Genomic DNA, 24,101 nt, shown 5'->3' on the forward strand with positions numbered 1-24,101 from the left:
GCGCGAACGTGATCGATCGTGTGCCCATCAGGAATCGGGCCAACAAGGTGGGCGTATGCGAAGCGCGCGGCGCGGGACGATCCGTCGCTAACCCAGAACACCGCATACCCTTCCCGATCTGTGCTGCCCTTCCACGGCCAACACTCGTTCGGCCCGCGCTTGTCGACCTTGGACCGGAACCTCTCCTCGATCGGAAGCATCTTCGTTGCCAGCGGATCGCCGTAGGTCCAGTTGCGCTGGTAGTGGAGACCGCAGAAGCCGTTCCCCTTGCATGGCCTATCGCATCCATCGATGGTGCACGTGTTCCTGACGCGCAAGGTTTTCTCCGGGTCGCCAGTCGTCTTCCACCTGGCGTAGTGCATGGCGCACCAGCCTTTGCATCGGGCAGGGCGCTCGCACTCTGTCACGGCACAACTAGGCTTGCTCACGTCGATCTCCCATTCAGGTCGGCCACGCCCCCGGACGGTTGCCGCCGTCGCGGGGGTCAGCATGTATGGTCCTATTTTCGCAGGTCAGATCAGGTTTTGTCGGCTGTTTGAGGTACATCGCGCCCCCTACGAGTACTGCCTGCGCTGAGGGTCAAGGGCCATTGCCAGGGAGCCGTTGCCGTTGCCGTTCCCGGGCTTGTCGTCGGTAGGCGCCGTGTCGCGGCGGCAGACGAGCGCGTCCGGGTCGTAGACGGGCGCCTGGAGGGAGTAGCCGTCTGGGCAGGACGGACCTGCCGGGCCTTGTTCGCCGGTGTCGCCCTTCGGGCCCTGCTCCCCTTGCTCGCCCTGCGGGCCGGCGGGTCCCGTCTCGCCCTGGGGGCCTTGCGGTCCGGGGACAGTCGAGTCGGCTCCGGGCGCGCCGTCCTGTCCCGGGGTTCCGGGTGCGCCCGTCTCACCGGCCGCTCCGTCCTTGCCGTTGGTCCCTGACGACCCGGACGGTCCCGGCGGCCCGGACGGCCCCGTCTCGCCCTGCGTGCCAGGCGGCCCGGTTACCGACTCGCCCGGCTCCCCGCGGCTACCAGGGGGCCCAGCGACCGGTGTCCCGCCGAGCCCCTGCACCTGGCGGGCGAGAGCGTCCCTCGCCTGATTCGACGTCTCCAGGTCGTGGTTCAGGCTTTGCACGCTCAGCAGAATCCATGCCAGCGCCGTACCGAAGAGCAGCGCTGCTGTCACCACCAGGACGTCCCCGCGGCGCCACCGCCGCTCCTCTGCTCTGATCTGCACCCTGCTCACGACCCGGATCCCTGCGTCAGCAGTATGATCACTGGCAGAAGGATCCCGACCAGCGGGACGATGACCGCGCCGATCAGCCACCTTCTGGTGGCGACGATTTTCTCGGTGTCCTTCTCCCGTAGCGTCTCCAGAGTTGCCACGCGCGCGGCCAGTGCTTCGTGCCGCAGGTCGTAGAGCTTCTGGTCGACTTTCTCGTCGAGTCGGCGGCCGAGCTGCTGGATGTCGTCGCGGACGTCGGCGAACCTCTCGTCGAACCGTCGGACGACTTCACCCAGCGTCGGCTCATCCGGCACGAGCTATCTCCTTGTTCAGACGCCTGCGGCGTGCGAGCCGGACTTGACCAGCGAGTGCTGCGCCTTCCCCGCAACCCCCGTCGGCTTCAGCAGCCCGAAGTGCGAGAGCACGCCCACCGCGAACGAGACGAGGGCGAGGACGGCGGCGGTCTGCACGCTGTAGTCGTCGCCGTGCGGGCCGGCGTACTCCACCAGGAACCCGTTCGCCGTGGACAGGGCGAGCAGCAGGGTGGCCTTGATGCCGGCGTGGGTGACTCTGGTGGTGACCAGGCCGACGAGGACGGGCAGGACGATGGAGATGACGAGGCCGATCCAGTAGGCGGCGTCGAGGTTGACGGTCATTGCGGGCTCTCCTTCGGGAGGATCAGACGTTGGGGACCTTGAGCTTCGACCAACTGGTGGGACCGGGGATGCCGTTGGCGTCGGCGCCGGTGTAGCCGAGATGGCGCTGCCACGCCGCGTAGGAGGCGACGTCGCCGGATCCCCACACGTTGGCGTTCGCGTTGGACTTGTAGCGGCCGCAGCCGACGGCGACGAGCCGCTTGCGCATCGCCGCGATGATCGGCGAGCGGCGGCCCGCCTTGAAGAACGAAGCACCCGGGAACGGCTCGTAGGCCGGCTTGGTCGGAGACGTCTCAGTGACCGTCCCTGCCGGCCGCGGAGCGCCCTTCTGAACCCACGCGTACAGCGGGCCGCCCGGGCAGGCGGTCGCGTAGCCGTCCCTGTGGCCCTTGATCTCACTGCCGGCGCCGTGCTGGCGGAGCAGTTCGATGCCGTCGCGGATCGCGCCGAGCATGGCGTCGTTCGGTTCGGTGAGGCCTTCGCTGCCGACGAGGCCGACGATCGCGTAGTGCGCCCGGTTGAGTTCCTGGTTGCCGTTGGCGCCGGTGCGCTTGCCGATGCCGCGGCCTTCGAGGAGGTAGCCGTGGGGGCAGGCGCCGTAGTTGTAGGCGATGTCGGAGTAGTTCTCTTTGACGTTCGCCAGGTGCGACTTGCGTATCGCCTGCCACTCGGCGAGGCATGCGGCGTGGTCGGTGAGCAGCTTGGTGCTGACCGCGGTGCCCTCGTAGTGGACCTTCACGCCCTTCGTGGACGTCTGCGTCGGTGCGGCCGACGCGGGCCAGCCGAGCTGGGCTCGTGTGACGAGCTTCATGGTCAGAGTCCCTTCGCTCAGCTGATGTTGTTGTCGTGCGCCCACGCCTGCATCAGAGCCACGACCTGAACCAGGCGAGGATCCGCAGCAGGAGTGGGCGACGGAGGAGGGGTGGGGGCGACCGTCCAGACGGGGACGGTGACGTCGCCCTGCTGCGAGAGCAGCCACTGCATGTCCGCCTCGGCGATCCAGGCCGAGCCGCGCACGCCCCAGGACTCGCCCCAGCTGTTATCGGCGCGGAACTGGCGGGCGCCGGCGTCGTAGGCGGATAGCACGTATTCGTGGCCGCCCGCTACTGCGGAGTCCCGGGCGACGGTGATGTTGCCCGCTGCTGTCGGTTCGAACATCGACTCCAGCCAGATGGTGCCGACCATGACGGGCCCGGTCTGGAGCGCGGACTTGAGGGCGGCGAGGCTGAACGCGTGCGTGTAGCTGCTGGCGAGCCCGAGCTTCTTCAGGGCCTTGGCGGCGCCGAGGCCGGAGGAGCCGGTGTCGTCGGGCGGGTAGGCGCCGTCGAATTCGTCGAGCTCGGTGGCCAGCGAGTACACGCGAACTGCGAAGTCTTCGTCGACGGGGAGGACTTCGCCGTTGATCGTGACCGAGGTGAGGCCGGTGCGGCCGAGGAAGTCGGTGCCGACGAGTCCGGCGCCTGCGTTGCCGGTGCAGCTTCCGAGTGACTGTTGGTCGAAGATCGGCGCGCGCCTCGTCCAGTCGACGGACTTGATCGCGGTCTTCGGCAGGACGCCGTGCGCGAAGTTCAGGCTGCGGGGGTCGTGTTCGACGTGGCGGCCGAGTACTGGTCGTACGGTCATGCGAGTCCTCCCACAGCTAGCTGCCCTTGGAATCGTAGTCTGTGATACCGCATTGACCTATGAATCGTAGGCTACGATTCCGTCAGCCCTGGCTCAGGGGCCGGTGGCAGGGGAGTTCCTTTGCGGGTTGACCCCTGCCACCACAACCCGCAAACAACCCGCAGGAGTCACGCCCATGACCGAGCCACAGGTGGCGGCCGCCCCGACAGGAGCAACGCCCGAAGCCACCGTCAGCGCCAACGTGCGCCGCCTACGTAAGAACCTGGGCCTCTCGCAGACCGCCCTTGCCGAACGGGTCACCAAGGCAGGCGTTCCCCTCGGCGACATGGCCACCTGGAGCATCGAGAACGGCAAGCGCCGCATCAACGTTGATGACCTGTACGCCCTCGCCGAAGCACTCCAGACCACGCCGCGCGAACTCCTCAGCGCCCAGCCCCGGTCACTCGGCGGGGTGCAGGTCTTTGAGGTCCGGTTCGACGGCGGCACTGTGGAGCGGGTTGCCGCGGACCGGGTCGAGACGGATGAGCGCGGCTGGCTCAATTTCTACGAGCAGGAACAGCGGGTGTTCTTCGCGTCCGTGGCGCGAGTGCTGTGCGTGCGGGTGCGGGGCGAGTCGTGAGTGCCCCCTGCGCCCGCCCCGAGTGCGGCGGCGACACCCACACCGACGGCTGGGGCAACCCCACCCGCTGCCCACACGACACGCCTGAACGCCCCAAGCCGCGCGCCTCGGTCATCGAACTGATCGCACCCGACTACCAGCCCACCGACGACGGCGCAGGCAGCATCATCGTCCCCCGCGAAGTCCGCATCAACGGCGTCCCCGTCTACACGCCCAAGGACGCCCCAGTGCAGATCGGTGACATCCAACTCGGCGACGAATTGGTCACCGTCACCCTCACCCTGATCGCCCGCCGCGTCGTCATCGCCGCCGATGGCGACCTCGGAGAGCAGCCGTGACCGAGCCCACCCCGCTCGACCGCGAGCAGCTCCAACCCATCGTCACTGCCGTCCATCTACGTGAGACCGCAGCACTCCTCGGCCTGCGCGTCCTCCTGCCGCCGCTCGCCCCGTGCCCCACCTGCGGAAGCCAGCCGACGGAACTCGTCGTCAACAGTGACCACCCCGCCCACTTCCTCGAAGACCGCGTCGCCTTCGGCTTCCGGCCCTGCGGGCACACCTTCACCGCCGACAGCGAGGACCTGCACAAGGCCTACAACGCCGCACGCCGGGAGACGCCGTGAACACGCCCATCGCCATCACAGCGATCATCGCCGCGCTACTCCTCGCCAACAGCATCGTCACGGCCATCCGCGATGTCGCCAAAGCCAAGCACCAGACCGCCGCCTGCAAGCACTGCACGCGCGACAAGAACAAGGGCACAGCTCCGTGACAGAGATCTTCGGCTGGGCTGCCGACAATGCAGGCTGCGGCTACTACCGCATCGAACTCCCGATGCAAGGCCTCGACGCTCTCGGCCACACGACCAGCCACAGCACCCGCATGCCCGAAGCCATCCGCCGCAACCCGGACGTGACCATCATCGGGCAGCGAGTCTGCGACCCCCGCCCCACCCAGAACTGGCAAGACCTCGCCAAAGAGGGCCGCCACCTCGTCTACGAGATCGACGACGACCTGTTCAACGTCGACCACCGCAGCATCAAAGCCCACGCCTACTACGCACGCGCAGACGTCCGCGACAACATCCGCCGCAACATCGAAGTCGCCACCGCGGTCACCGTCACCACCCAGCCACTCGCCGACCTCGTCAGCCAGTGGAACCCCAACGTGCACCTCGTCCCCAACGCCGTCCCCGACTGGCTGACAGACCGCCAGCCCCCACAGCGCGACGACGACACCCTCACCATCGGCTGGGGCGGATCCGCAACCCACGACATGGACTGGGACCAAGCCGACCAGCAGATACGCCGCTTCCTCCAACGCAACCCCCACACCGAACTCCACTGCATCGGCAACAACTACGCCGCCCGCCTCAAAGCCCCGCGCGCCCGCTTCACCCCATGGGTAGCCGACGTCGAGGACTTCCTCCGCACGATCGACTACCACATCGGGGTCGCCCCGCTCCGCCCGCACGTCTTCAACCAGTCGAAGAGCGCTCTGAAAGCCCTGGAGGCCGGAGCTCTCGGTATCCCCGTCGTCGCGTCCGCTGTCCGCCCCTACGAGGACTACATCCAGCACGGCGTCACTGGCCTGCTCGTGCGGCGGGACCACGAATGGGCGCGCCACCTGCGAACTCTCACCGAAGACCCGGCCATGCGAGCCGAGATGGGGGCAGCGGCCCGCGAACAAGCCAGGCAGTACACCATCACCCGCACTGCGCCACTCTGGGAGAAAGCGATCCTCGGATGACCAAACACGTCCTCCTGACCGGCGCCGCAGGATTCGTCGGCTCCCACGTCCTACGCCACCTCCTCACCAACACCGACTGGACCATCAGCGCGCCGGTCACGTTCCGGCACAAGGGCGTGCCGGCCCGGATCGCGTCCGCGGTCGCCGACCATCCCGAGTGGTGGGAGCGAGTGGATGTCGTGTACTGCGATCTGTCTGCGCCGATCGATCCGGTCACGGCGGCGACGTTCGGTCGGGTCGACTACGTGTTCAATGTGGCGGCGGAGTCGCACGTGGACCGCAGTATCGAGCAGCCTGGTCCGTTCGTCGAGAACAACGTGCGGCTGATGACGAATGTCCTCGACTACGCCCGCCAGGTCCGGCCCGAGCTGGTCCTGCAAATGTCGACGGATGAGGTGTACGGGCCTGCGCCGGACGGTTACGCGCACCGTGAGTGGGATCCGATCATGCCGTCCAATCCGTACAGCGCGAGCAAGGCGGCGCAGGAGGCGATCTGCTTCACCTACTGGCGGACCTACGGGGTTCCGGTCGTCGTCACCAACACCATGAACATTCTCGGCGAGGCACAGGACCCGGAGAAGTTTGTCCCCAAGACCCTCCGCGCGCTCCTTCGTGGTGAGGCTCCGACCGTGCACGTTGCGCCTGACGGGCGGCCCGGTTCCCGGTTCTACCTGCACGCCCGGAACCTCGCGGATGCGTGGCTGTGGCTGGCCCGTAACCACCGGCCGCAGCAGTATGCCGACGGCTATGACCGCCCGTCCCGGTTCCACATCGTCGGCGAACGCGAGGTAACCAACATCGAGATGGTGCACCTCCTCGCCTCGGCCGCGGGCCTGTCCGTTCCGGAGCTGAACTTGGTCGACTTCCATTCGAGCCGGCCTGGACACGATCTCAGGTACGCCCTTGATGGCGGCAAGCTTGCTGCGGCTGGCTGGACGGCGCCGCTCGCGTTGGAGACGTCGCTCAAGCGGACCGTGGACTGGACGCTTCGACACCCGGAGTGGCTGGGCCTGGACGCGGCGGTGAACGCATGACTGAGCTCACCATCCTCGTCCCCACCCGCGGTCGTCCGGAGAACCTCGCCCGGCTGTGGCAAGCGTTCGTCGACACGTGCGAGTTCGAGACGCGGCTGGTCGCGCTCGTCGACAACGACGATCCCGAGTTGCCCGCCTACCAGCAGCTGGCCGATCGACTGTCCGAGGAGCCGATGTTCCGGATGGGGATCGGGCCGCGGCTGCGGCTTGGGCCGACGCTGAATGCGGCGGCCCCGAAGTGGGCCGCCAGGGCGCGGGCGGTGGGGTTCATGGGCGACGATCATCTGCCGCGGACGGTCGGCTGGGACGGCCGGTATCTCGCGGAGCTGGAGCGGCTCGGGACCGGTCTGGTGTACGGCAACGACCTGATCCAGCAGGCCGCGTTGCCGACGCAGGTGGCGATGACGTCGGACATCATCCTCGCGACCGGGCAAATGGTGCCGGCGGGCGCGCTGCATCTCTGGCTCGACAACGCGTGGCTGGCGCTCGGCCGGGCGCTGGACGCGATCAGCTACCTGCCGGACGTGGTAGTCGAGCACCTGCACCCGATTGCGGGTCGCGCGGACTGGGATGCGGGCTATCAGGAGTGCAACGCGGACGCCCTGTCGGATGCGGACCGGGCCGTGTTCGGGCAGTGGCGGGAGCACGAGTTGCCGCGCTGGGTGCAGCAGATCAAGGAGTACGAGCGTGGCTGAGTACCGTCTCTTTCCCGAGGGTGAGACACCCCGTGTGTCCACCGCCGCGTTCCACGCGCACCGCGAACGCGCACCGCACCTCGAACAGGCCGTCCACCAGCCGCGCCTCTACAAGGCCGCCGAGTACGTGAGGCGCGCCGTCATCCAGCACATCCGCGACTGCCCCGGCAGCCGCAACTGCGTCCCCCACCCTGTTTCCGACCTCGGCTGCGGCGACGGCGGCCTCCTCTCTCTCCTCGACGACCCCGGCCGCGTCTACGCCTGGGGCTACGACTTCCAGCCCTCCAATCGGGCCGGATGGGACCAGCGTGGCGTCCACGCCGAATCCCTCGACGTGTTCGGCGCCGACCAGGGCGACGCAATCCTCGGACTGACGACCGTCACCACCGAGGTCCTGGAACACCTCGCTGACCCGCACGCCGCCGTCCGCTGGATCGGCACCCACTCCCGCTACCTCGTCGCCTCGTCACCGTGGAACGAGACTCTGGAATCACACGACGAGTGCCATGCATGGGCTTGGGATCAGCCCGGCTACCGGGCGCTCATCGAGCAGGGCGGATTCACGATCCTCCGGCACGAGACCGTCGGGCAGTTCCAGATCATCCTCGCCGAGCAGAAGGAGGCTGCGCCGTGCGTGTCCTCCTGACTGGCCACCGCGGTTTCGTCGGCTGGCACCTCCATTCCGCCATGGACGAGCGCGGCTGGGACGTCACCGGCATCGACCTTGCCGACGGCTGCGATGCCCTCGACTTCTTCCGGGGCGAGACTGCTCGATTCGACCTCGCAGTCCACTGTGCGGCGATCGTTGGCGGCCGGGTGTCCATCGACGGCTCACCGTTGGGTGTGGCCACGAACTTGGCGCTGGACAGCTGGTACATGCGGTGGCTGGTGAAGGCGCGGGTGCCGCGCGCGGTGTACTTCTCCAGCTCGGCCGCATACCCGGTGGACCTTCAGACGGAGACCGCGCACTGGGCGCTCACCGAGTCATTCGTCGACCTCAACTACCCGGGACTGCCAGACGCCACCTACGGCTGGGCCAAACTGACCGGCGAGCGGCTGGCCCGGCACGCGGAGGCGGAAGGCTGCCAGATCCTCATCCCCCGCCCGTTCTCCGGGTACGGCGAGGATCAGGCCGACTGCTACCCGTTCCCCGCGTTCGCAGCCCGAGCCCGCCGGCGGGAGGATCCGTTCACGATCTGGGGTGACGGGTCGTCGTGCCGGGACTGGATCCACATCGACGATCTGGTGGGCGCGGTCCTCGCCGGGCTGGACGAGGGCGTGACCGGGCCGGTGAACCTCGGCACCGGACGGGCGACGTCGTTCGATGAGCTGGCTCTTCTGATGGCGGCGGAGGCGGGGTATCGACCCGAGTTGCGGTACGAGGCCGGGGCGCCGCAGGGGGTGCATACGCGGGTGTGTGATCCGGCGCGGATGCAGGGCTTCTACGAGGTCAAGGTCAGCTTGGAGGAGGGGGTGCGTCGTGCCATCGCAGCTTGAGATCACCGTCTGCATTCCGGCGCACGTCGCCCGGGTGGAGAACGGCATGCTCGACCGCGCCGTCCAGTCGGTGAAGGCGCAGCTTCTCCCTGCCGCCAACATCAGCATCGCCATCGACGAGAACGGCGACGGCGCGGCATTGACCCGGCAGCGGGCACTCGACGCGGTCAAGACCGAGTGGGTCGCGTTCCTCGACAGCGATGACTGGTTCTACCCCGAGCACCTGCGAGTGCTGGCGGCCGGGGCGAAGATCTTCAACGCCTCTTATGTATTCAGTTACTACATGGTCCACTTCCCCGACGGGAAGCCCTGGCCTGCGAACGATCCGCTCGGACACTTCGGGAAGCAGTTCGACCCGCAGCACCCGCACCAGACCACCATCACCACCCTTGTGCGCACCGAGTTGGCGAAGCGCGTCGGGTTCTTCGACCCGCCCGAAGGGGCGGAGATCGGTGGGCACCGGGGTGGTGAGGACTGGTTCTTCACTGTGGGGTGTGCGCAGTCCGGGGCGAAGATGATCCACATTCCGCGCCGCACGTGGGCCTGGGTTCATCATGGCGCGAACAGCTCTGGGATCCCGGGGCGCGGCGACGCAGCAGGGAGGCGGGCATGACCACCCCGCCTCTCGAAGACCCCGACTACGAGCCGGAGCACCCGCCAATCAACGGGCAGATCCCGGACGTTGTCGCACGCTTCGGGCCCCGCACCCAGATCCGGTGGTTCGCGCGTTTCGGCGAACAGCTCGGCAAGCGCGGCGACTGGGACGACTACTACTGCACGTCCGAGCATCATCGCGGGTTCTGCTGCGGGTCCTGCGTTGGCGAGTTCGAGGACGGCTACCAGGGCGGCGGCGTGATGATGGACGGCTGGTGCTGCTGCCGCGACACCCGCATGCTCGGGAAGACGGCGACGTGACCGGCCCGGAACACTTCAGCGAGGGCGAGGAGCGTCTCGCCGCCAGCGACTACCAGCGTTCCCAAGCAGGCGACGGCGATCTCACCCCCCGCCATCCACGAAGCCCTCATGGCGGCCGCGCACTTCCTTGCCGCGCTCACCGCAGCTGTAGCCGCCAGTCAGCACCCCGACAGCGTCACCTGGCGTGACGCCCTCAACCGATAGGAGCCTCCCGATGGCCCAGCAGCAGATCAGCATCGATGACGCGCTCGCGGCGTTCCGCGAGTCGCACGGCAAGCTCGCCGACGAGAACGTCCTCCTTCGCGCGCAGGTCGCCGGACTGGAGCGGCGGGTGGGTGAGTTGGAGCAGCAACTGTCCCCGCAGCAGCCCGCGGCTGGCGGCCCAGATCTGGCCGCGCAGCCGCCGTACCCGAACGACGAGGGGCGAGGCTAGAAGTTCATGTGCGATTCGTCGTACTTCGTGGCTGGCGCGGACGTGACGTCCGAGCGCGCCAGCAGCATGGTCTTGAAGTCGGCCATGAGGTCGTCCATGTCCGTGTCGTTGAGGAATTCCCCGGGCGGGGCTGCCACCAAGATGCCCTTGGTGCCGCTCGGACCTGTGACGGTAAACGCGTAGATCGGGTATTCGCCCATGTGTGTGTTGATCGCCATTGCGGTTCCCTTCGAGTGTTCGAGTTGCAGGGCTGTGCTCTAAGCGACCCGGGTCATGGTCATGATTGACCCGGCTTTGAGGGTGGTGCCGGTCGAGTCCGATGCGTTCTGTGCCCACTGGAGCTGGAAGTTTCCGGCCGTGCTGCTCATGACGAGGCGGCCGTACACGCGGGCTGCGGTGAGGACGTTGCCCACACCGAAGCCGAGGGTTGCTCCGGCGGAGGTGGTGGCGAGTTTGCCGATCCATTCGCCGTTGGAGTTGGTGTTGGGGGAGATGAGGTCGGTGGCGTGCGCGCCTGCGCCGTGCATGTCGAAGGTGGCGCCGGTCGGGCAGGTGAACGACATTTTGAAGTCGCCGACGTAGTCGGTGGACTCGGTCATGTAGAGGTCGAGGACGAAGGTGTAGACGGCGTTGGCGACGACGGGCAGCACGAGATGGTCGTCGTTCTGCAGGGTCGTTGAGCTGGTGACGGTTTCGTCTGCGGTCTTGGCGATGTACTGCACCTGGCCGATGCCGGTGACGGTGAGGTTGCCGGTGAGGGTGAGAGTCCCGGTGCCGCTGCGGGCGAGGAATACGTCGGTGCTGGCGGTACCAGAGCCCCAGCCGAGTTGGCCGTCGGCTCGGAGGGTGGCGCGGGATGCGGTGTCGCCGACGACGCGGCTGCTGATGACGTAGTCGTTGACGGGGTCGGAGAGTCGGATGGCGTAGGCGGCTGTGGATCCGCTGCTGCCGATGTTGAGTTGTTTGCCCAGCGCCATGACGAGGTTGCCGCCGTAGATCCCCGAGCTGTTGGGGATCTCCACCCACGATGCCGACGCGGGCGCGGTGCCGTTGGAGAAGTAGCTGCGGTAGGCGGTGTCGGTCTCCATGATCGCCTTACCGCTGTACGGCGACGACGGGCGCGTCGACGACGTGCACGATGCGAACCCGACCGCTGCGTCGATCTTGTCGAGGTTTTGACCTATGTCGGTCGTGTAGTTGACGAGCTCGGACCCGTCCGACTTGGACTTGTACAGGGCCAGCCTGGTGGTGGACGGATCAGGCACGGAGAGCCTCCTCGGCAGTGATCGGTTGGACAGGCAGACCGCCGTACAGAGCGGCCCAGCGCTGGGTATCGACGGCCTCACGCATCGCGCGAACCCGCTGCAAGTCAGGCTTGTGACCAGCCCGCACCGGAGCGAGCGCCGCCTGCCCGCGGACCGTGATCCGCACCGGGCACGCCTTCACCCGGTCGAGGTGAGCCGTGCGGGCGGTGGCCGTACTGTCGGCCTCCCACAGCGCAGGCCCGGCGGCGTACCGTGCCGGTTCGTCCTCGGTCTCCTCCGTGAGCGCCATGTGCGGTTCGTGCAGGACGATTTCCAGCAGGGTGTCGGTGTCGGTCGGGTCGATGCCGTATTCGGCGGCCCGCCACTCCAGTACGTCCTGCGGCATGACGTGGACGTGGGGCTGCCCGTCGGCGCGCAGCACGCGGACCTGCCAGCAGGGCGTCCCGTCGACTTGCCGGGCCCGTACTTCCTGGACGGTCCATTTCTCTGCCATGTGGTTCCTCAGACTCGGTAGCACCAGAAACTCACGTTCATGGTCTGGCTGTTGTTCCAGGCGACGGTGAATCCGGTGGTTGTGGACGCGCTCACGCCATAGACGGTGGGGGTTGCGGTGCCGAAATTCGTGGCGCGCATGGTGATGATGGGGACCATCGAGGTGTCCATCGTCGGCCCGTAGGTGAAGGACGCCGAGGTCACGGTCGTCACCGTCACGGTGCCGGTGAATATGCCCTCGTTGGAGTCGACCGAGGTGTAGTTCGCCCACCGGCCGAGGTGCCGTGTCCGGCCGCTGGTGAAGTCCAGATAGTTGCCGTTGGTGGCATCGTTCCTGTTCCACCCCACCTTTCCGTGCGTCGCGTCGGCGTAGAAGCCTCCCCCTTCGGCACTTCCCACCGTGTAGCCAGCCATCATGGACCCGGTGAGCCCGTACACGAATCCGCCGTTGACGGCCTGCGTACCCGCGTTCACGACCTCCAGGCGCGCCCCGGCCGTCGTGGTGAGGAATGCACGTGAAATGACCTGCGTGCCGGACCCGTTGTCGTAGGCGGACGAGTTCATGCCGAGACTGATATCGGTACCGGTAGAGAAGGCGTTGATGTAGCCGAAATCCGTGCCCGTGTTGGCGTACCAGCGGATCTCCGGGAGGAAGGCGCCGGTGGGGTTGATCTCGATGCGCTTGCCAGCGGTGCCGGATTTCAGCTGGCCGATGATGGAGACGGATCCGTCGGCTGCCGCGATGTTCACCGTCTGCGTACCGGCCGCGTCGTAGGCCTGCATGCCCGCCGAGTTGAGTTCGACGCGGGGTCCAGTGTCGGCGGTTTTGATGCGGGCGCCGACGATCCAGTCCGCGTTGATCGTCCCCGCTGTCACCTTCGACACGGTGAGGTCGCTGATGTGGGCGTCGTCGATCAGGAGCGCAGTGGACGAGGCCGCGTCGCTGGGCCCGGACTTGTTGCCGGTCTGATCGACCGCTACGACGCGGACGTACCGGGCTGACGTCTCCTCGATCTGCACGGTCGCAACGACAGGGATCTGCGCCTGGATCATCCCCGCCGTCGCCGACACCTTCGCCTTCAGCGTGGTCTCGGACGGGGTGAAGCCGGGCTCGTAGCTGACGTGGATCTCCAGATGGTGGAGATCCGATTCGAGGTTGTACGTACCGCCCGAGCTCTTGCCCAGCGTGTGCGTCACCTGCACGGCGATCCGCGACGCGGCCACCGACGGCGCGGCAGGCGTTGACGGGGGGAGGTTGTCCGAGGAGGCGACGAACGTCGTCGTCGGCGACCAGGCGCCGGTGTTGCCGGTCTTGTCGACGGCCCGGATCTGGATGTCGTACCCGACACCCGGGGAGAGGTCCTGCAGTTGGGCGGTGGTGGTGTCCCAGTTGACGACCATCGTCTGCCACTTGCCGTTCGGTGCGGCGAACGGCTGCGCCCAGATCTGGAGATCCTGCCAGCGGACCTGAGACACGGCCGCCCACGTCGCCGGGTAGATCATGTCGGTGTCGACGGCGTAGCGGATCTCGTAGTGGTCGCCGTCGAGGACCGTGGACCCGTCGATGTTGTTCGGGGCGTTCCAGTTGAGGATTACCCGGGCGCGGGTGAACCCCCTGTTGTCGAGATAGGCCGTGCCTGTGAACGGCGTGACGAACGTGGGCTGGCCAGGCGTGGACGTATCCGCGTTGGGGCGGCTCCCGACCGGCTCGGTGCCGGCGCTGGTGAGCTGGCGGGAGAAGTCCCCGACGGTCACGGTGGACGTGCCGTCGGTCTCGAACTCGACGTAGTCGGTGAGGTTGATCCACGTTCCGGTCGCGGTGCGGTAGGCAACCGTGTATCCGTCGGTGACAGCCCACTGGGTTTCGGTGACCTGCAGCTTGATCGGGTTGATCCGCAGGCCGCGGAACGTGATCTCGGTGGTCGTGTCGACGAGGCCGGAGTCCGGGTCGTACACCCACACTCGGTCGCCGACCTGGAAGCTGCCGTGGACGTCGTAGTCGGCCGTGCTCAACGTCAGCGCGTTGCGGGTCGACGTGAACTGCGAGAGCGCCAGCTGGGCGCGGGTGGCCGCGTTCGCGGTCGCCGTGTCCGACTCGCTGACGAGCCGGGTCAGCTTGAGCGCGTTGCCGTGAAGATCCTTATACGGCGTCGCCGGGGAGATGTCCGCCGACCCGGTGGCGATGCTGGAACCCTCCCCCTCGGCGAGGAGGACGACGCGCGTGCTGTAGTCCTCGACATCGCGGGTGACGTCCACGCTGCCTGGCAGGGCCCGCAGCGCCATGTCCTCGCCGGCGGCTTTGGTGGTGATGACGCACGTGGGGTTCGTGACGAACAGGTTGGAGTCGGGGCCGGCGTCGAGGGTGGCGTTGCCGTTGATGCGCCAGGAGACGGGCACCGACGTGGTGGACATGGTGTCGCAGACGTAGCCGATGGCGGAGCGGGGCGACTCGTACTGGTGGTGGCCGGTGTACTGGCCGGAGACGGTGTAGATGGTGCCTGCGGTGACTGCGCCGCTGGCGGGTAGCAGCATGTTGATGGTGGTCGCGAACGAGGCGCTGGCGGGTTCGACGGCGTTTTCATAGACGTCGCCTTTGCCGTCTTCGTCGCCGAGCCAGAACGCCATCCCGACGCCGCCGACGGACAGATCGTCTTGGGGGGCGTTGGTGCGGCCGTCGTCACCGATCGTCTTCGTCCGGACGACGCCCACGTAGCGGGCGGTCGTCAGCAGGTTGTCGCCGTACTGCAGCGGGTCGAGCCGCCCGGGCACGATCGCGACATGCCCAAAGTAGTCGAGCGCATCGAGGACGTCGCGGGGCGTCCCCGGGAGGAGCTTGATCTCCCACGAGCCGAGCGCCTTGAGAACTTCCTGGACACTCATCCGCCTACCTCCGAACTCCGTAGACGGCTTCCGGCATTGCCGCGATGTACATGTTCCGTAGATCCGTGGCCGCGTCGCCGGACGGTGTGGCGGCGCGCAGCACGATCTGGTCGCCGTACCACACGTCGCTGGCGGCGGGAGTGACTCCTTGCCGAGCCCTCCCCGCCGCTCTCGACGCGTTCGCAGGGGCGGCAGCCGTGTTCGACACATACGTCCACTGCCCGGCCGGGATGACCTGCGCGGACGATGACGAGGTGGAAAGGAACACGTCGGAGGCGTCGTACCAGTCGATGGATGCACGGAAGTCGGACCAGCCAGCAGGCGAATATATCCAGTACGAGCACGTGTATGACGCGCCCGGCGCGATACTGCCCACTGCGCTGTGGGGGCTTTCGGCGATGCTGTTGGACGAGGACACGCCATCCGGTGTCGCCTTGATCGACCAGGCGCCGGGAAACGGGGGGCTGCCCGGTGTGGCCTGGCGGGCGATGCTGCACGCCTGGCCGGTCCATCCCGTCAGATCGATCTCTGCGTCGGGGTTGCTGCTGAGGTAGGTCTGGCTTGCGACGACGCCGATCCAGAAGTCCATGCTCGTGGCGCTGGACTTGATGATGCCGCCGTTGGTGTGGGCGGTGAAGGAGCGGGCGGAACCGATGGCGAACCGGTTGCTGTCGCCGTCGTCGTAGGTGGCGGTGACGTATCCGGACGCGGCGAAGGATGTGTTGGTCTCCAGCGTGCTGCGGTAAGCGGCGAGGGTGGCAGAGGTGCCGGTCTGCAGATAGCCCTCAACGGTGCGGGAGCCGCGGCGCAGGGTGAGGTCGAGGGTGGCGCGCCCGGGTGACAGGCCCTTGGTGAGGCGGAGGATCACCATTTCGGGGTCGTTGCGGAGTAGCGTCGCCCCGTCCCACGTGGTGATCGACGATGCCGAACCCGCGACGGAGACGTTCCACAGCTTGGAGTGCCAGGCGCTGCCGGTGTAGGCCTGCACGTCGAGAGTGGCGCTGGCACCGGGGCTGACGTTGACGAGGCCGTTGGACAGGGCCCAGCCGGTTGCGGCGAGGGGAACATCGACGCCGTACACCTCCTGCGACCCGGTGGTGGTCAGCCTGACGCGGCCGGTCAGGTAGGAGGTCGGCGCGCATCCCCAGCGCGGGGAGACGTTCGCCGGGACGCCGCGGTACACGGTGATCGCCCCGTCGGCGCCGGTGCGGGTCATCGTGGTCGCGTTGGTGGACCCGGTGTAGTAGCCGTAGTGGCCGATCGGCGGCGCGTGCCAGCGCTCCCCGGTCAGCGCGAAGTCGTTGAGACGGACCGCGCCCGTCAGCCTGCTCTGGAGGTCGGTCTCCGCGTCGGAGCCGACCCGGTCGAGGCTGACCTTCCAGTCCGCGGTCGCCATGTCGGTGCGGTACTCGGTGTACGTCGAGCTGGCGGACTTCACCGTGTAGTAGCCGGACCGTTCCGGCTTGTCCGTGAACGTGACCGGAATGACCTGACCTGCAATGAGCGCGTTGATCCCGTCATGGCGGGCGATGACCTGCGCGCGGGTCAGCGGCGGATACGACTCCTGCCCTTCCAAGTCGAGGCCACGGTCGCCACCGCCGGACTCGCTCACCGCGAACGTCTCCCGCAGCGGGATCCGCCCGAGCGTGACGTCGCCCCATCCATATGCGGCCATCAGATGCGGCTCCTGTCGTCCTGGCGAATGGCTTCCTTCATCTCCTTGACCAAGGCCTGCGCGGCAGCACGGCGGGCGGCCGGTGTGGAGAAGTCGAAGGTTCCCGACACGGTGATGTTCTCGATCGTCACGCTGCCGCCGGCCGCGCCGTTGACGAGCTGCTCGAACACGGCGTTCTGCTCGGGCGTGAGGATCCGCTCCGGGCGGCCGGTCGCGTTCACCGCCATCGTCGCGCCGGGCTGGAGCAAGCCGCCCGAGTCGTACTTCGCGGCCGGCGCGAAGCCCCACCTCGACGTGAACAGGCTGTCCTTGTAGGAGCGGGCGCCCTTGCCAACGATGACGCCATCCCCGCCGCGGGACTCGACGTTGACGCCGGCGAGGGTGCCCGCGGTGTGGCCGACGCCGCTGTTGGTGACGCCGATCATGAACGGGGAGTTCAGGTTCCGCACCCAGCCGGCCGGACCGGAGTTCCCCACGAACGATCCGGTCGCCCACCTACGGTGCGGGTTCTCGCCGCGGATCACGGATTCGATCGCGGACATCAGTCCGCTGCAGTCCCAGCTCGGGTTGCCGTTGCCTGCCCATTGGTAGGCCTTGCCGTTCTGCGTCTTTACCCACGAGAGGGCCTTTTGCACGGCCGGGCCGCCGTTGGCCTTCTTGTCCTCGGTGCCGAGGAAGCCGAGGATTCCGTCGAGCGCCTTGTTCGACAGGCCCTTCATCAGGGAGCCGACGCCGCCTGAGGGGATCGAGTTGATGAGCGGCCGCACCAGCGACGAGATGGCCTTCTGTGCTGCTGCTTTCAGTCCGCCGACGACGATGTCCTTCGCCCAGTTGGAGACGCCGGAGACGGCGCTGCCGAGGGCCCCGGTGACGGTGCCGACGATGCCGCCGGACGCGAAGTGCTGGGTGCCGCCCTGGTAGCGCTGCTTCTCTTCCTGCCTGCTCGGGTTGCCCCCGGTCTTGGTCGGCCTGTCCTGGCCGAGCATGGCGTCGATGGCGCGGTGGCCGCCGAGGTGGGCGACCTGCTTCCTGGAGAGGACGCGCTCGTTGGGTTCGAGCATGGCGGGGACGATGTCGCCGGATCCGGTGCCGGGGACGACGCCGCCGGTGTTGAAACCCAACGGGATCGCGGGCAGGGTCAGTTTGCTGCTGATCTTTCCGGCGATGGTGTTCCACATTTTGCGGATGCCGTTGTTGTAGACGTGGTCGACGACCCACTTGATGGGCGCCGAGACCTTCGATTTCACGCCGTCCCAGACGGTGCCGATCCCGCTTTTCAGCAGCGAGAACGCGTTCTGCATGGACGTCTTGAACGCGGTGATCTTCCCGCCGATCGTCGAGAACACGCTCGTGACCTTCGACGTCACGGTCGTCCACATCGACGACCAGGTGTTCGTGATCGACGTCTTCAGGTTCGACACCTGCGTTTTGAAGTTGGTCCACGCGTTGGTGATGGCGGTTCGCAGCCCGGTCCAGAAGGAATCCCATCGGCTGCGGACGCTGGTCCAGATGCTGTTCCACGTGGTGACCAGCCAGGTCTTCAGCGTGTTGAAGATTTCCTTCGTCTTCGTCCACAAGCTGGTGAACCAGCCGATGATCGCGTTGACCAAGTCGGGGATGATCGAGTGGCCGACCAGCACGTCGTACAGCCACGTGAACCCGTCGACGATCCAGCCCACGACCTGCGCCGCAGCGTCCGCGAGCGCGGTCAGCCAGCCGATCACCGTGGTGATCACCGGGACGAGGATGCCGATCGCGCCCGCGAGGACCGTCGCCAGCAACGACGCCAACCCGGTGATCAGCGGCATGAGCGGGGTGATCACCTGCAACGCCAGATTCAGCAGTGCCACCGCCAACTGCGACAGCGGCGGGATCAAAGGCAGGATCGCCGTGACCAGTTGCGGGAGGATCGGCGCCATCGCCGCCAGGAACTGGCTGGCCATCTGCACGATCGGCACCAGCGCCGCCACCACCGGCACCAGCCCCTGAGCCAGCGCCGCAATCAACGGCACCAGCGCATCCCCGAGCGCCGACAGCATCGGAGCCCACGCCGACAGCAGCGTGCCGATCAGCTCGCCCAGTGGCTGGAGCAGCGGGAGCAGCCCGGTTACGACGCCCACCAGGATGTCGCCGATGTCGCCGACGATGGGCAGCAGCGCGTCGATGATCGGCGCCAGCGCCTTGCCCAGCGTCTCCGCCAGCTCGGCGAGGACCGGGCCGAACTTTGTCGCGAGGTCCGTGATCACCGGGGCGAGTGCCTCCAGCAGCGGAAGCAGCGCCTGGATCACCGCGCCGAGCGTGGTCGCGAAGAGTTTCGCGATGGCGTTGACCGCCTGGAAGATCGTTGTGAGGGCCTTCTGTACCTCCGGCATGGCCGTGATCCGCCGCAGCTCAGCGAACACGCTGCTGAGCGCACCCAGCGCGTTCCCGCCGCCCGCCGCCGCGGCACCCATGATGTTGCCGAGCGTGCCGAAAATATCCCCGAGCAGCTGGCCGAACTGCTTGGCGATCTCGACTGCGCCGTTGATCGTGTCCTCAAGCGCACCCGACTTGAACGCCGCGCTCAGCTTCTCCGAGATCCGGGTCGCAGCCTCACCGGCCGCAGTCGTCAGCCGCGCGAACGCCGGAGACGCGGCCACGCTGATCTGGGCAAGCCCGGTGATGATCTGCCCGGGCAGCTTGGACAGCGGCTTCATCCCCGCGGTGAGCCCGTCGAACATCTGCCGGAGCGTGCCCGTCTTAGCCAGCTCGGTCGTCGCCCGCATGGCGTTGGTCGCCATCGAGTTGAGGACGCCGGCCATGCCGACGAGGCCGTCCCGGACGGACGGCAGGACCGCCACCGACATGGTGGTGAACGTCTGCCCAAGCCCCTGGAAGAGGCGCTGCTGGACGTCGAGTTTCAGCGCCCGCCAGGCAGCGCCCTGCGCGATGACCGCGTTGACGAATGCCCGCGCGTTCGGGGCGAGTTTGGCCATCGCGTCGCCGAGCGCGTTCGTCCCCGACGACGCCTTCGTCTGCGCGTCGGCAAGAGCCTGCGCCGCCTGAGCGACAGCATCCTGCGCGTCCGCGATCGAGCGGGCGCCGTCCTTCGCCGCCTCCACCGCCGCGGCCTGCGCGTCCGCAACATCCCGCTGCGCGCGGGCAACACGCTGCGCCCCGTCCTCCTGCGACCGCGACGCCTCCAACTCCGCGTCCGCGAGCGCGCTGGTCTTGTCGGTGACCGCCTGCTTCGCGTTGGCAATATCCTCCTGCGCCTTCACCACCGTCTCGGAGCCCTCGACGCCGGCCGCGTTCGCCGCGTCCGTCTCCGTCTGCAGCCGCTGTGTCTCGGTGGTCTGCTCTTTCAGCCCTTGGACGGCCTTGTCGTAGGCGAGCTGTGCCTTGTCGAGGTCTTCCTTCGACGCGGCGGCGCCCTTGGCTTTGACTGCGGCGAGTTCCTGCTCGGCGTCTTGCAGGTCGAGGACGGCTTGCCGCTGGTCGAGCTGTGCGTCGACGAGTCGGCTGTTGAGGTCTTCGAGTTCCTGGGCTGCTTCCTTGCGGGCGCTGTTGAGGTCTTCTTGCGCTTTGCGGGCGTCGCGCTGGGCGTCGGCGAGGTCCCGTTCGGCGGTGGCGACCTGCTGTGCGGCCCGCCGGTTGGCGTCCGCTACGTCCTCGATGGTGTTCTTGAGGTCGAGTTGGGCGTCCTTGATGTCCCGGGCGGCCTTCACCCGTGCCTGGGCGGCGTTGACCTCGGCGTCTTTCACCGCCTGCTGGGCCTTCGCCAGGCTGCGTTCGGCGTTCTCGACCTGCCGCACCGACGACGTGGCTGCGCCCGCGCTCTTGGTGGCCGGTGCGAACGCGGCCTTGAACGCGGCGCCGACACCGGACATGCCGACCTTGATCGCGGCGAACGCCGTCGCCAGCGACAACACGGCCGGAACGGCCACCGCTGCGGCCGGGCCCATCGCTGCCAGGGACTGGCCGAGTGAGGCCATCGTGGGTAGCGCGCCGACGATGACCGCGGCGAGCCGGGCGATCGTCGACGACATCATGCCGACCCCACCACCGCCACCACCGCCGATCCGCGACAGCACCGCGAGGCTGGACCTGTTCACGTTCAGGCGGACGTCGACATCCCGCCTGCGGGTCAGCACCGCGATCTGAGCAGCGGCCGCGCCGGTGTCCGCGTCCGCCTGCACGGTCATCTGCCGACGGCGGGTGAGGGCGGCAAGAGAGTCGGCGGCGACGCGGGTATCGACGTCGATACCGATACGGACCTGCCGGCGCTGGGTCAGGTTGCGGATCTCGGCTGCAGCGACGCGGGTGTCAGCGGACGCGCGGATGTTGACGACGCGGTCTGCGGTGAGCCGGTCGAGTTGGACCTGTGCTCGGCGGAGTGCGGCGTCCTGCAGTTTGGGGATGAGGTTGACCGTGAGGTCTTGCATCCGCAGGCGGGATAGGGCGGTCTGGTCGAGGTTGACTTTGACCTTGAGGGAGCGCTCGCGGGAGAACCGTTCCAGTTGGGCGATGGCTTCGCGGTCTTCGAGCTTCAGCTGGAGGCCGACGGTGTTCCGCTTGGACTTCAGCCGGTCCATCGCCCGGTCGTAGGCGGACTCGTCGGCCGTGACCTCGACGTACCCCTCGGCGATGCGAAAGCTCCCGGCCATCTACCCTCCCTGTGCCACGCTCACGAGCCCCGGGAACTGGGCCCGGAACTGGGTCAGCGAAACCTCGGTCTCGCCTGCGCTCTGCCGTGGTGGCGGGGCGCTGTTCTGCGTGCGGGTTGGGGTGGTGCGCTGGGTTGGTTCGCGTGCCTCGCGTTCCTCTTCGATGCGGGCCGCCATCACTCCTTGGTAGGCGGGCAGGCGGTGTGCGAGGGCGAAGTAGCGGCGGCTGCTGATCTCGACGTGCTCAAGGTCGAGGTGGTAGATCGCAAGGAAGTCGGCGTCGAGATCCTCGACGTGGTCGAGGATCCACATGACTTGCTCCAGCCGGGCCCTGACTGCTTCGAGCCAGGCCGAGCCGAGGAGCCATTCATGCAGGCTGGTCAGCCACGCGCTTTTCCCTCCTTCTCCTTTTCCTTCTGGCCGAGAGCGAGATCGACGATGAGCTGCACGATCTTCTCCAGCTGCTCCTCCGTGACGGCCTTGGACTGCTCCAGCGCCATGTACGCGTCCTCGCCCAGAACACGGATCAGCAGCGGCGGGGTCGCCAGTTCGTGCCCGGACTCCCGGGCCTGGCGCAGGTACTGCAGTGCTGCGCCCGGTGGGATTTCCTTGGGGATCGTGTACTCGTCGGTGCCGATGTAGAAGAGCGGGACGCGTTCTTCCTCGACGTCGTCGTCGGCAGGGATGTGGATTGGCTCGAACTCAGCCAGCGGGTCGCTGCCTGCGGTCTTCTTGGCGGCGGCCCGCTTCTGGGCTGCGGTCGTCTGGCGGGTACGGGTGGTGGGTGCCATGGGTGGTGCTCCTCGCTACGGACAGGGACGGGTGTGCGCGTCAGCTGGTCTGGTCAACAATGTGGAAGGGGGCGATGGACGCGGACACGTAGTGTCCGGACAGCTTGATCGGGATGAGGGTCTGCTTGTCCTTGGTGTAGGCGAGCTCGCTGCTGTCGGTGTTGAGCATGCGGCGGCCGATGACCCGGCGGCGGAACTGGTTGGGCGCGTACCCGTCCATGATCACGGCGAAGTAGTTCGGCTGCGTCGCGCTGGACGAGACGTTGGGGTCGTAGCTCTTCCACCCCGCTCCGGACGCGGCGGTGCCGCCGTTGAGGCTCATGGAGAGGTTCTCCAACGTGGGCTCAGCCAAGCTGGTCTCGATGGTGAAGTCGACCTTCGTCAGGCGGGAGGCGACGCGGACGGTGATCTGGTCGACTTCCAGCTCCGAGTAGGTCTGGTCGATGGACAGCTTGACGCCGTCCTGCGTGCCGCCCAGGTCCGTCCACGCTGACGCGGCCGGGGTGGTGTTGACGGCGGAGTCGGTCGGCTCCAGCGCGCCAGCGGCGCCGGAGTACAGGGTCGCCGGTCCCTGAATCAGGTTGGTCGTGATCACGCTCACTGGTCAGTTCTCCTTGCTTCCGGCCGCGCCGGTCTTCTTCGTGGCCGCGGGTGCGGTCGTGGTGGTGGGCGCTTCGGCCGCGGTCTGCGGTGCGGGTTCCGGCTGCTCGCCGTCGCCGATGAGGAGGTCCTGCCGCTTCAGGTCGAGGTATTCGGCGTCGCCGACCTCGATCGGCTTGTCGGGCTGCATGGTGGTCCGGACGGTGGGCATCAGGGGTAGTCCTCCCGACGGAGTGGAAAGCGGTGGTGAGCGAACTGCGGCAGGTGCGGCAGAGCGATGGTCTGCTCGGGCGGGATCGAGCGGGGGCAGCCGATGATGCGGATGTCCCCGGTCAGCAGGAACTCCAGCTCGCCGCGGGAGTTGTGGACGATGACGCGCCCGTTCCAGGTGAGGAGGTCCCCGTGCGGGGTGTTCTCCCGGATGGCGTAGCGGCTCACGCAGCCACCTCCGTCCAGGCGATGACGAGGCCGGGGATCATGTAGCGGGCGTAGGACGACGGATCGTCGGGGATGCGGCGCGGGTCGCCGGTGGTGTACGCGGACAGCACCTGCGCCTGCGGGTAGCCGTCGGGCAGCGTGACGCGCTGCGGGACGGCGGGGTGATCCCAGCACGCAGCCTGAATCGCGGCCGCCAACGCGGCAGCCTTGTTCCACGGGGGCTTCTGCGACTGAGGGTTGACCGCCCAACAGTCGACGCCCATCACGGGGTCACGGAGCGGCACGTACAGGTTCGGAGTGCCGCCCGTCGTAGTCAGCGTGACGAACCCGCCGTCAGCCCACGAGATGGTGGCATCACCGCCCGGCTTGGGGAGGGTGGTGGACACGCGGTCGCCGACCACGCCCTTCAGCCAGGCGATGGCGACGAGCTCGGGGGTGGCGCGCAGCGCGGGCGTCGTCATGCCGTCCTCCGCTGGAACAGAGCCGGCCGAAGGTAGGGCATCGGCGGCGTGCCCGGGTGGTTGACGCGGGCCACGGGGTGATCGGCGCCGGGCCAGTAGAGGGCCTTCTTGTTCCGCGGCAGGATCACGTGCGGGGCCGTGCCGAGTTCGACGTCGGTGGCGTAGTTGCAGTCCAGCGAGCCGACGCGGAGCACCTTGTCGTGGCACTCCGCGCGGAGGGAGTCGTGCAGGCGGCCAGTGCGCTTGTGGACGTAGTCCCGCGCGTCACCAAGGATCGCGGCGCCGATGACGTCGCCGAGCCAGTCGTTGATGGCTGCATCGACGTGCTCGCGCGCGGAAGGGTCGATCCGCACACCGGATCGCGCCATGGCCGCCTCCTCTCCGAAGGTGGTGTCGTACTGGCCGGGCCCGGTCTCCCCGGGCACTGGTGGCCG

The 24,101-nt window shown here is 67.8% G+C and carries 30 protein-coding genes; 12 read left to right on the top strand and 18 right to left on the bottom strand.

Annotated features, from left to right (window positions below; all coding sequences use genetic code 11):
• Positions 1-554 precede the first annotated feature (554 nt).
• Genes ABT114_RS12545 through ABT114_RS12565 form a run of 5 tightly spaced genes read right to left on the bottom strand, consistent with a single transcriptional unit; the run spans position 555 to position 3,478 of the window.
• Positions 555-1,220, bottom strand: coding sequence for a collagen-like domain-containing protein (locus ABT114_RS12545; RefSeq protein ID WP_351141549.1), 666 nt, complete (start codon positions 1,218-1,220; stop codon positions 555-557).
• Complete coding sequence (locus ABT114_RS12550) at positions 1,217-1,513, bottom strand: hypothetical protein (protein ID WP_351141551.1); 297 nt, start codon at positions 1,511-1,513, stop codon at positions 1,217-1,219. Before ABT114_RS12550 ends, ABT114_RS12545 begins: the two co-directional genes overlap by 4 nt.
• 15 nt (positions 1,514-1,528) lie before the next feature.
• Positions 1,529-1,855, bottom strand: a complete 327-nt coding sequence (locus ABT114_RS12555) for a hypothetical protein (RefSeq protein ID WP_351141553.1) — start codon at positions 1,853-1,855, stop codon at positions 1,529-1,531.
• A gap of 22 nt (positions 1,856-1,877) precedes the next feature.
• Positions 1,878-2,666, bottom strand: coding sequence for a peptidoglycan-binding protein (locus ABT114_RS12560; protein ID WP_351141555.1), 789 nt, complete (start codon positions 2,664-2,666; stop codon positions 1,878-1,880).
• 17 nt (positions 2,667-2,683) lie between these two features.
• A complete protein-coding gene (locus ABT114_RS12565) occupies positions 2,684-3,478 on the bottom strand; it encodes a hypothetical protein (protein WP_351141557.1) in 795 nt (264 codons plus the stop codon).
• 175 nt (positions 3,479-3,653) lie between these two features.
• On the opposite strand from ABT114_RS12565, the gene ABT114_RS12570 reads away from it, so the two are divergent.
• The 12 genes from ABT114_RS12570 (at position 3,654) to ABT114_RS12625 (ending at position 10,419) form a co-directional block, all read left to right on the top strand.
• Positions 3,654-4,097, top strand: coding sequence for a helix-turn-helix domain-containing protein (locus ABT114_RS12570; RefSeq protein ID WP_351141559.1), 444 nt, complete (start codon positions 3,654-3,656; stop codon positions 4,095-4,097).
• The gene (locus tag ABT114_RS12575) at positions 4,094-4,435 is read left to right on the top strand and encodes a hypothetical protein (RefSeq protein WP_351141561.1); all 342 of its coding nucleotides are present in this window, start codon (positions 4,094-4,096) and stop codon (positions 4,433-4,435) included. The genes ABT114_RS12570 and ABT114_RS12575 overlap by 4 nt, the downstream gene beginning before the upstream one ends.
• Complete coding sequence (locus ABT114_RS12580; protein ID WP_351141563.1) at positions 4,432-4,719, top strand: hypothetical protein; 288 nt, start codon at positions 4,432-4,434, stop codon at positions 4,717-4,719. The genes ABT114_RS12575 and ABT114_RS12580 overlap by 4 nt, the downstream gene beginning before the upstream one ends.
• The gene (locus tag ABT114_RS12585) at positions 4,716-4,868 is read left to right on the top strand and encodes a hypothetical protein (RefSeq protein ID WP_351141565.1); all 153 of its coding nucleotides are present in this window, start codon (positions 4,716-4,718) and stop codon (positions 4,866-4,868) included. The genes ABT114_RS12580 and ABT114_RS12585 overlap by 4 nt, the downstream gene beginning before the upstream one ends.
• Positions 4,865-5,845 (top strand): glycosyltransferase family 4 protein, encoded by a 981-nt coding sequence (locus ABT114_RS12590; RefSeq protein WP_351141567.1) that lies wholly within the window; start codon positions 4,865-4,867, stop codon positions 5,843-5,845. Before ABT114_RS12585 ends, ABT114_RS12590 begins: the two co-directional genes overlap by 4 nt.
• On the top strand, positions 5,842-6,879 hold the full coding sequence (locus tag ABT114_RS12595; RefSeq protein ID WP_351141569.1) for a dTDP-glucose 4,6-dehydratase: 1,038 nt from the start codon (positions 5,842-5,844) through the stop codon (positions 6,877-6,879). The genes ABT114_RS12590 and ABT114_RS12595 overlap by 4 nt, the downstream gene beginning before the upstream one ends.
• Complete coding sequence (locus ABT114_RS12600) at positions 6,876-7,574, top strand: hypothetical protein (protein WP_351141571.1); 699 nt, start codon at positions 6,876-6,878, stop codon at positions 7,572-7,574. Before ABT114_RS12595 ends, ABT114_RS12600 begins: the two co-directional genes overlap by 4 nt.
• Entirely contained in the window at positions 7,567-8,220 is a 654-nt protein-coding gene (locus ABT114_RS12605) for a methyltransferase domain-containing protein (RefSeq protein WP_351141573.1), read from the top strand. Before ABT114_RS12600 ends, ABT114_RS12605 begins: the two co-directional genes overlap by 8 nt.
• Positions 8,205-9,071 carry an NAD-dependent epimerase/dehydratase family protein gene (locus ABT114_RS12610; RefSeq protein WP_351141574.1) on the top strand — a complete coding sequence of 289 codons (867 nt, stop codon included), beginning with the start codon at positions 8,205-8,207 and terminating at the stop codon, positions 9,069-9,071. Before ABT114_RS12605 ends, ABT114_RS12610 begins: the two co-directional genes overlap by 16 nt.
• Entirely contained in the window at positions 9,055-9,684 is a 630-nt protein-coding gene (locus tag ABT114_RS12615) for a glycosyltransferase family 2 protein (RefSeq protein WP_351141576.1), read from the top strand. The genes ABT114_RS12610 and ABT114_RS12615 overlap by 17 nt, the downstream gene beginning before the upstream one ends.
• Positions 9,681-9,986 carry a hypothetical protein gene (locus ABT114_RS12620; RefSeq protein ID WP_351141578.1) on the top strand — a complete coding sequence of 102 codons (306 nt, stop codon included), beginning with the start codon at positions 9,681-9,683 and terminating at the stop codon, positions 9,984-9,986. The genes ABT114_RS12615 and ABT114_RS12620 overlap by 4 nt, the downstream gene beginning before the upstream one ends.
• Positions 9,987-10,200: 214 nt before the next feature.
• Positions 10,201-10,419 carry a hypothetical protein gene (locus tag ABT114_RS12625; RefSeq protein ID WP_351141580.1) on the top strand — a complete coding sequence of 73 codons (219 nt, stop codon included), beginning with the start codon at positions 10,201-10,203 and terminating at the stop codon, positions 10,417-10,419.
• Here ABT114_RS12625 and ABT114_RS12630 read toward each other — a convergent pair.
• The 13 genes from ABT114_RS12630 to ABT114_RS12690 all read right to left on the bottom strand — a co-directional run bounded on the left by ABT114_RS12630 (position 10,416) and on the right by ABT114_RS12690 (position 24,092).
• Positions 10,416-10,637: a hypothetical protein gene (locus ABT114_RS12630; RefSeq protein ID WP_351141582.1), complete on the bottom strand. Its 222-nt coding sequence runs from the start codon at positions 10,635-10,637 to the stop codon at positions 10,416-10,418. The two genes, ABT114_RS12625 and ABT114_RS12630, sit on opposite strands and share 4 nt — an antisense overlap.
• 39 nt (positions 10,638-10,676) lie before the next feature.
• Entirely contained in the window at positions 10,677-11,684 is a 1,008-nt protein-coding gene (locus ABT114_RS12635; protein WP_351141584.1) for a hypothetical protein, read from the bottom strand.
• Positions 11,677-12,177 (bottom strand): hypothetical protein, encoded by a 501-nt coding sequence (locus ABT114_RS12640; RefSeq protein ID WP_351141586.1) that lies wholly within the window; start codon positions 12,175-12,177, stop codon positions 11,677-11,679. The genes ABT114_RS12635 and ABT114_RS12640 overlap by 8 nt, the downstream gene beginning before the upstream one ends.
• A gap of 8 nt (positions 12,178-12,185) precedes the next feature.
• Positions 12,186-15,056 carry a fibronectin type III domain-containing protein gene (locus ABT114_RS12645; protein WP_351141589.1) on the bottom strand — a complete coding sequence of 957 codons (2,871 nt, stop codon included), beginning with the start codon at positions 15,054-15,056 and terminating at the stop codon, positions 12,186-12,188.
• Between the two features lie 4 nt (positions 15,057-15,060).
• Entirely contained in the window at positions 15,061-16,731 is a 1,671-nt protein-coding gene (locus tag ABT114_RS12650; protein ID WP_351141591.1) for a hypothetical protein, read from the bottom strand.
• Entirely contained in the window at positions 16,731-21,377 is a 4,647-nt protein-coding gene (locus tag ABT114_RS12655) for a hypothetical protein (RefSeq protein WP_351141593.1), read from the bottom strand. Before ABT114_RS12655 ends, ABT114_RS12650 begins: the two co-directional genes overlap by 1 nt.
• Positions 21,378-21,689 carry a hypothetical protein gene (locus ABT114_RS12660; protein ID WP_351141595.1) on the bottom strand — a complete coding sequence of 104 codons (312 nt, stop codon included), beginning with the start codon at positions 21,687-21,689 and terminating at the stop codon, positions 21,378-21,380.
• Between the two features lie 68 nt (positions 21,690-21,757).
• On the bottom strand, positions 21,758-22,168 hold the full coding sequence (locus tag ABT114_RS12665) for a hypothetical protein (protein WP_351141597.1): 411 nt from the start codon (positions 22,166-22,168) through the stop codon (positions 21,758-21,760).
• 40 nt (positions 22,169-22,208) lie between these two features.
• Positions 22,209-22,769: a phage tail tube protein gene (locus ABT114_RS12670; RefSeq protein ID WP_351141599.1), complete on the bottom strand. Its 561-nt coding sequence runs from the start codon at positions 22,767-22,769 to the stop codon at positions 22,209-22,211.
• 3 nt (positions 22,770-22,772) lie between these two features.
• Positions 22,773-22,979, bottom strand: coding sequence for a hypothetical protein (locus ABT114_RS12675; RefSeq protein WP_351141601.1), 207 nt, complete (start codon positions 22,977-22,979; stop codon positions 22,773-22,775).
• On the bottom strand, positions 22,979-23,206 hold the full coding sequence (locus ABT114_RS12680; protein WP_351141603.1) for a hypothetical protein: 228 nt from the start codon (positions 23,204-23,206) through the stop codon (positions 22,979-22,981). Before ABT114_RS12680 ends, ABT114_RS12675 begins: the two co-directional genes overlap by 1 nt.
• The gene (locus ABT114_RS12685) at positions 23,203-23,667 is read right to left on the bottom strand and encodes a hypothetical protein (protein ID WP_351141605.1); all 465 of its coding nucleotides are present in this window, start codon (positions 23,665-23,667) and stop codon (positions 23,203-23,205) included. The genes ABT114_RS12680 and ABT114_RS12685 overlap by 4 nt, the downstream gene beginning before the upstream one ends.
• Positions 23,664-24,092: a hypothetical protein gene (locus ABT114_RS12690; protein WP_351141607.1), complete on the bottom strand. Its 429-nt coding sequence runs from the start codon at positions 24,090-24,092 to the stop codon at positions 23,664-23,666. The genes ABT114_RS12685 and ABT114_RS12690 overlap by 4 nt, the downstream gene beginning before the upstream one ends.
• Positions 24,093-24,101: the final 9 nt, after the last annotated feature.

It is taken from the genome of Streptomyces sp. NPDC002088 (assembly GCF_040296605.1).
GTDB lineage: Bacteria > Actinomycetota > Actinomycetes > Streptomycetales > Streptomycetaceae > Streptomyces.

Excerpts from the sequence above, each read along its gene's own strand:
- ABT114_RS12555 (WP_351141553.1), bottom strand. The coding sequence starts at position 1,855 with ATGACCGTCAACCTCGACGCCGCCTACTGGATCGGCCTCGTCATCTCC.
- ABT114_RS12560 (WP_351141555.1), bottom strand. The coding sequence starts at position 2,666 with ATGAAGCTCGTCACACGAGCCCAGCTCGGCTGGCCCGCGTCGGCCGCA.
- ABT114_RS12565 (WP_351141557.1), bottom strand. The coding sequence starts at position 3,478 with ATGACCGTACGACCAGTACTCGGCCGCCACGTCGAACACGACCCCCGC.
- ABT114_RS12570 (WP_351141559.1), top strand. The coding sequence starts at position 3,654 with ATGACCGAGCCACAGGTGGCGGCCGCCCCGACAGGAGCAACGCCCGAA.
- ABT114_RS12595 (WP_351141569.1), top strand. The coding sequence starts at position 5,842 with ATGACCAAACACGTCCTCCTGACCGGCGCCGCAGGATTCGTCGGCTCC.
- ABT114_RS12600 (WP_351141571.1), top strand. The coding sequence starts at position 6,876 with ATGACTGAGCTCACCATCCTCGTCCCCACCCGCGGTCGTCCGGAGAAC.
- ABT114_RS12620 (WP_351141578.1), top strand. The coding sequence starts at position 9,681 with ATGACCACCCCGCCTCTCGAAGACCCCGACTACGAGCCGGAGCACCCG.
- ABT114_RS12625 (WP_351141580.1), top strand. The coding sequence starts at position 10,201 with ATGGCCCAGCAGCAGATCAGCATCGATGACGCGCTCGCGGCGTTCCGC.
- ABT114_RS12630 (WP_351141582.1), bottom strand. The coding sequence starts at position 10,637 with ATGGCGATCAACACACACATGGGCGAATACCCGATCTACGCGTTTACC.
- ABT114_RS12640 (WP_351141586.1), bottom strand. The coding sequence starts at position 12,177 with ATGGCAGAGAAATGGACCGTCCAGGAAGTACGGGCCCGGCAAGTCGAC.
- ABT114_RS12645 (WP_351141589.1), bottom strand. The coding sequence starts at position 15,056 with ATGAGTGTCCAGGAAGTTCTCAAGGCGCTCGGCTCGTGGGAGATCAAG.
- ABT114_RS12650 (WP_351141591.1), bottom strand. The coding sequence starts at position 16,731 with ATGGCCGCATATGGATGGGGCGACGTCACGCTCGGGCGGATCCCGCTG.
- ABT114_RS12655 (WP_351141593.1), bottom strand. The coding sequence starts at position 21,377 with ATGGCCGGGAGCTTTCGCATCGCCGAGGGGTACGTCGAGGTCACGGCC.
- ABT114_RS12660 (WP_351141595.1), bottom strand. The coding sequence starts at position 21,689 with ATGTGGATCCTCGACCACGTCGAGGATCTCGACGCCGACTTCCTTGCG.
- ABT114_RS12665 (WP_351141597.1), bottom strand. The coding sequence starts at position 22,168 with ATGGCACCCACCACCCGTACCCGCCAGACGACCGCAGCCCAGAAGCGG.
- ABT114_RS12675 (WP_351141601.1), bottom strand. The coding sequence starts at position 22,979 with ATGCCCACCGTCCGGACCACCATGCAGCCCGACAAGCCGATCGAGGTC.
- ABT114_RS12685 (WP_351141605.1), bottom strand. The coding sequence starts at position 23,667 with ATGACGACGCCCGCGCTGCGCGCCACCCCCGAGCTCGTCGCCATCGCC.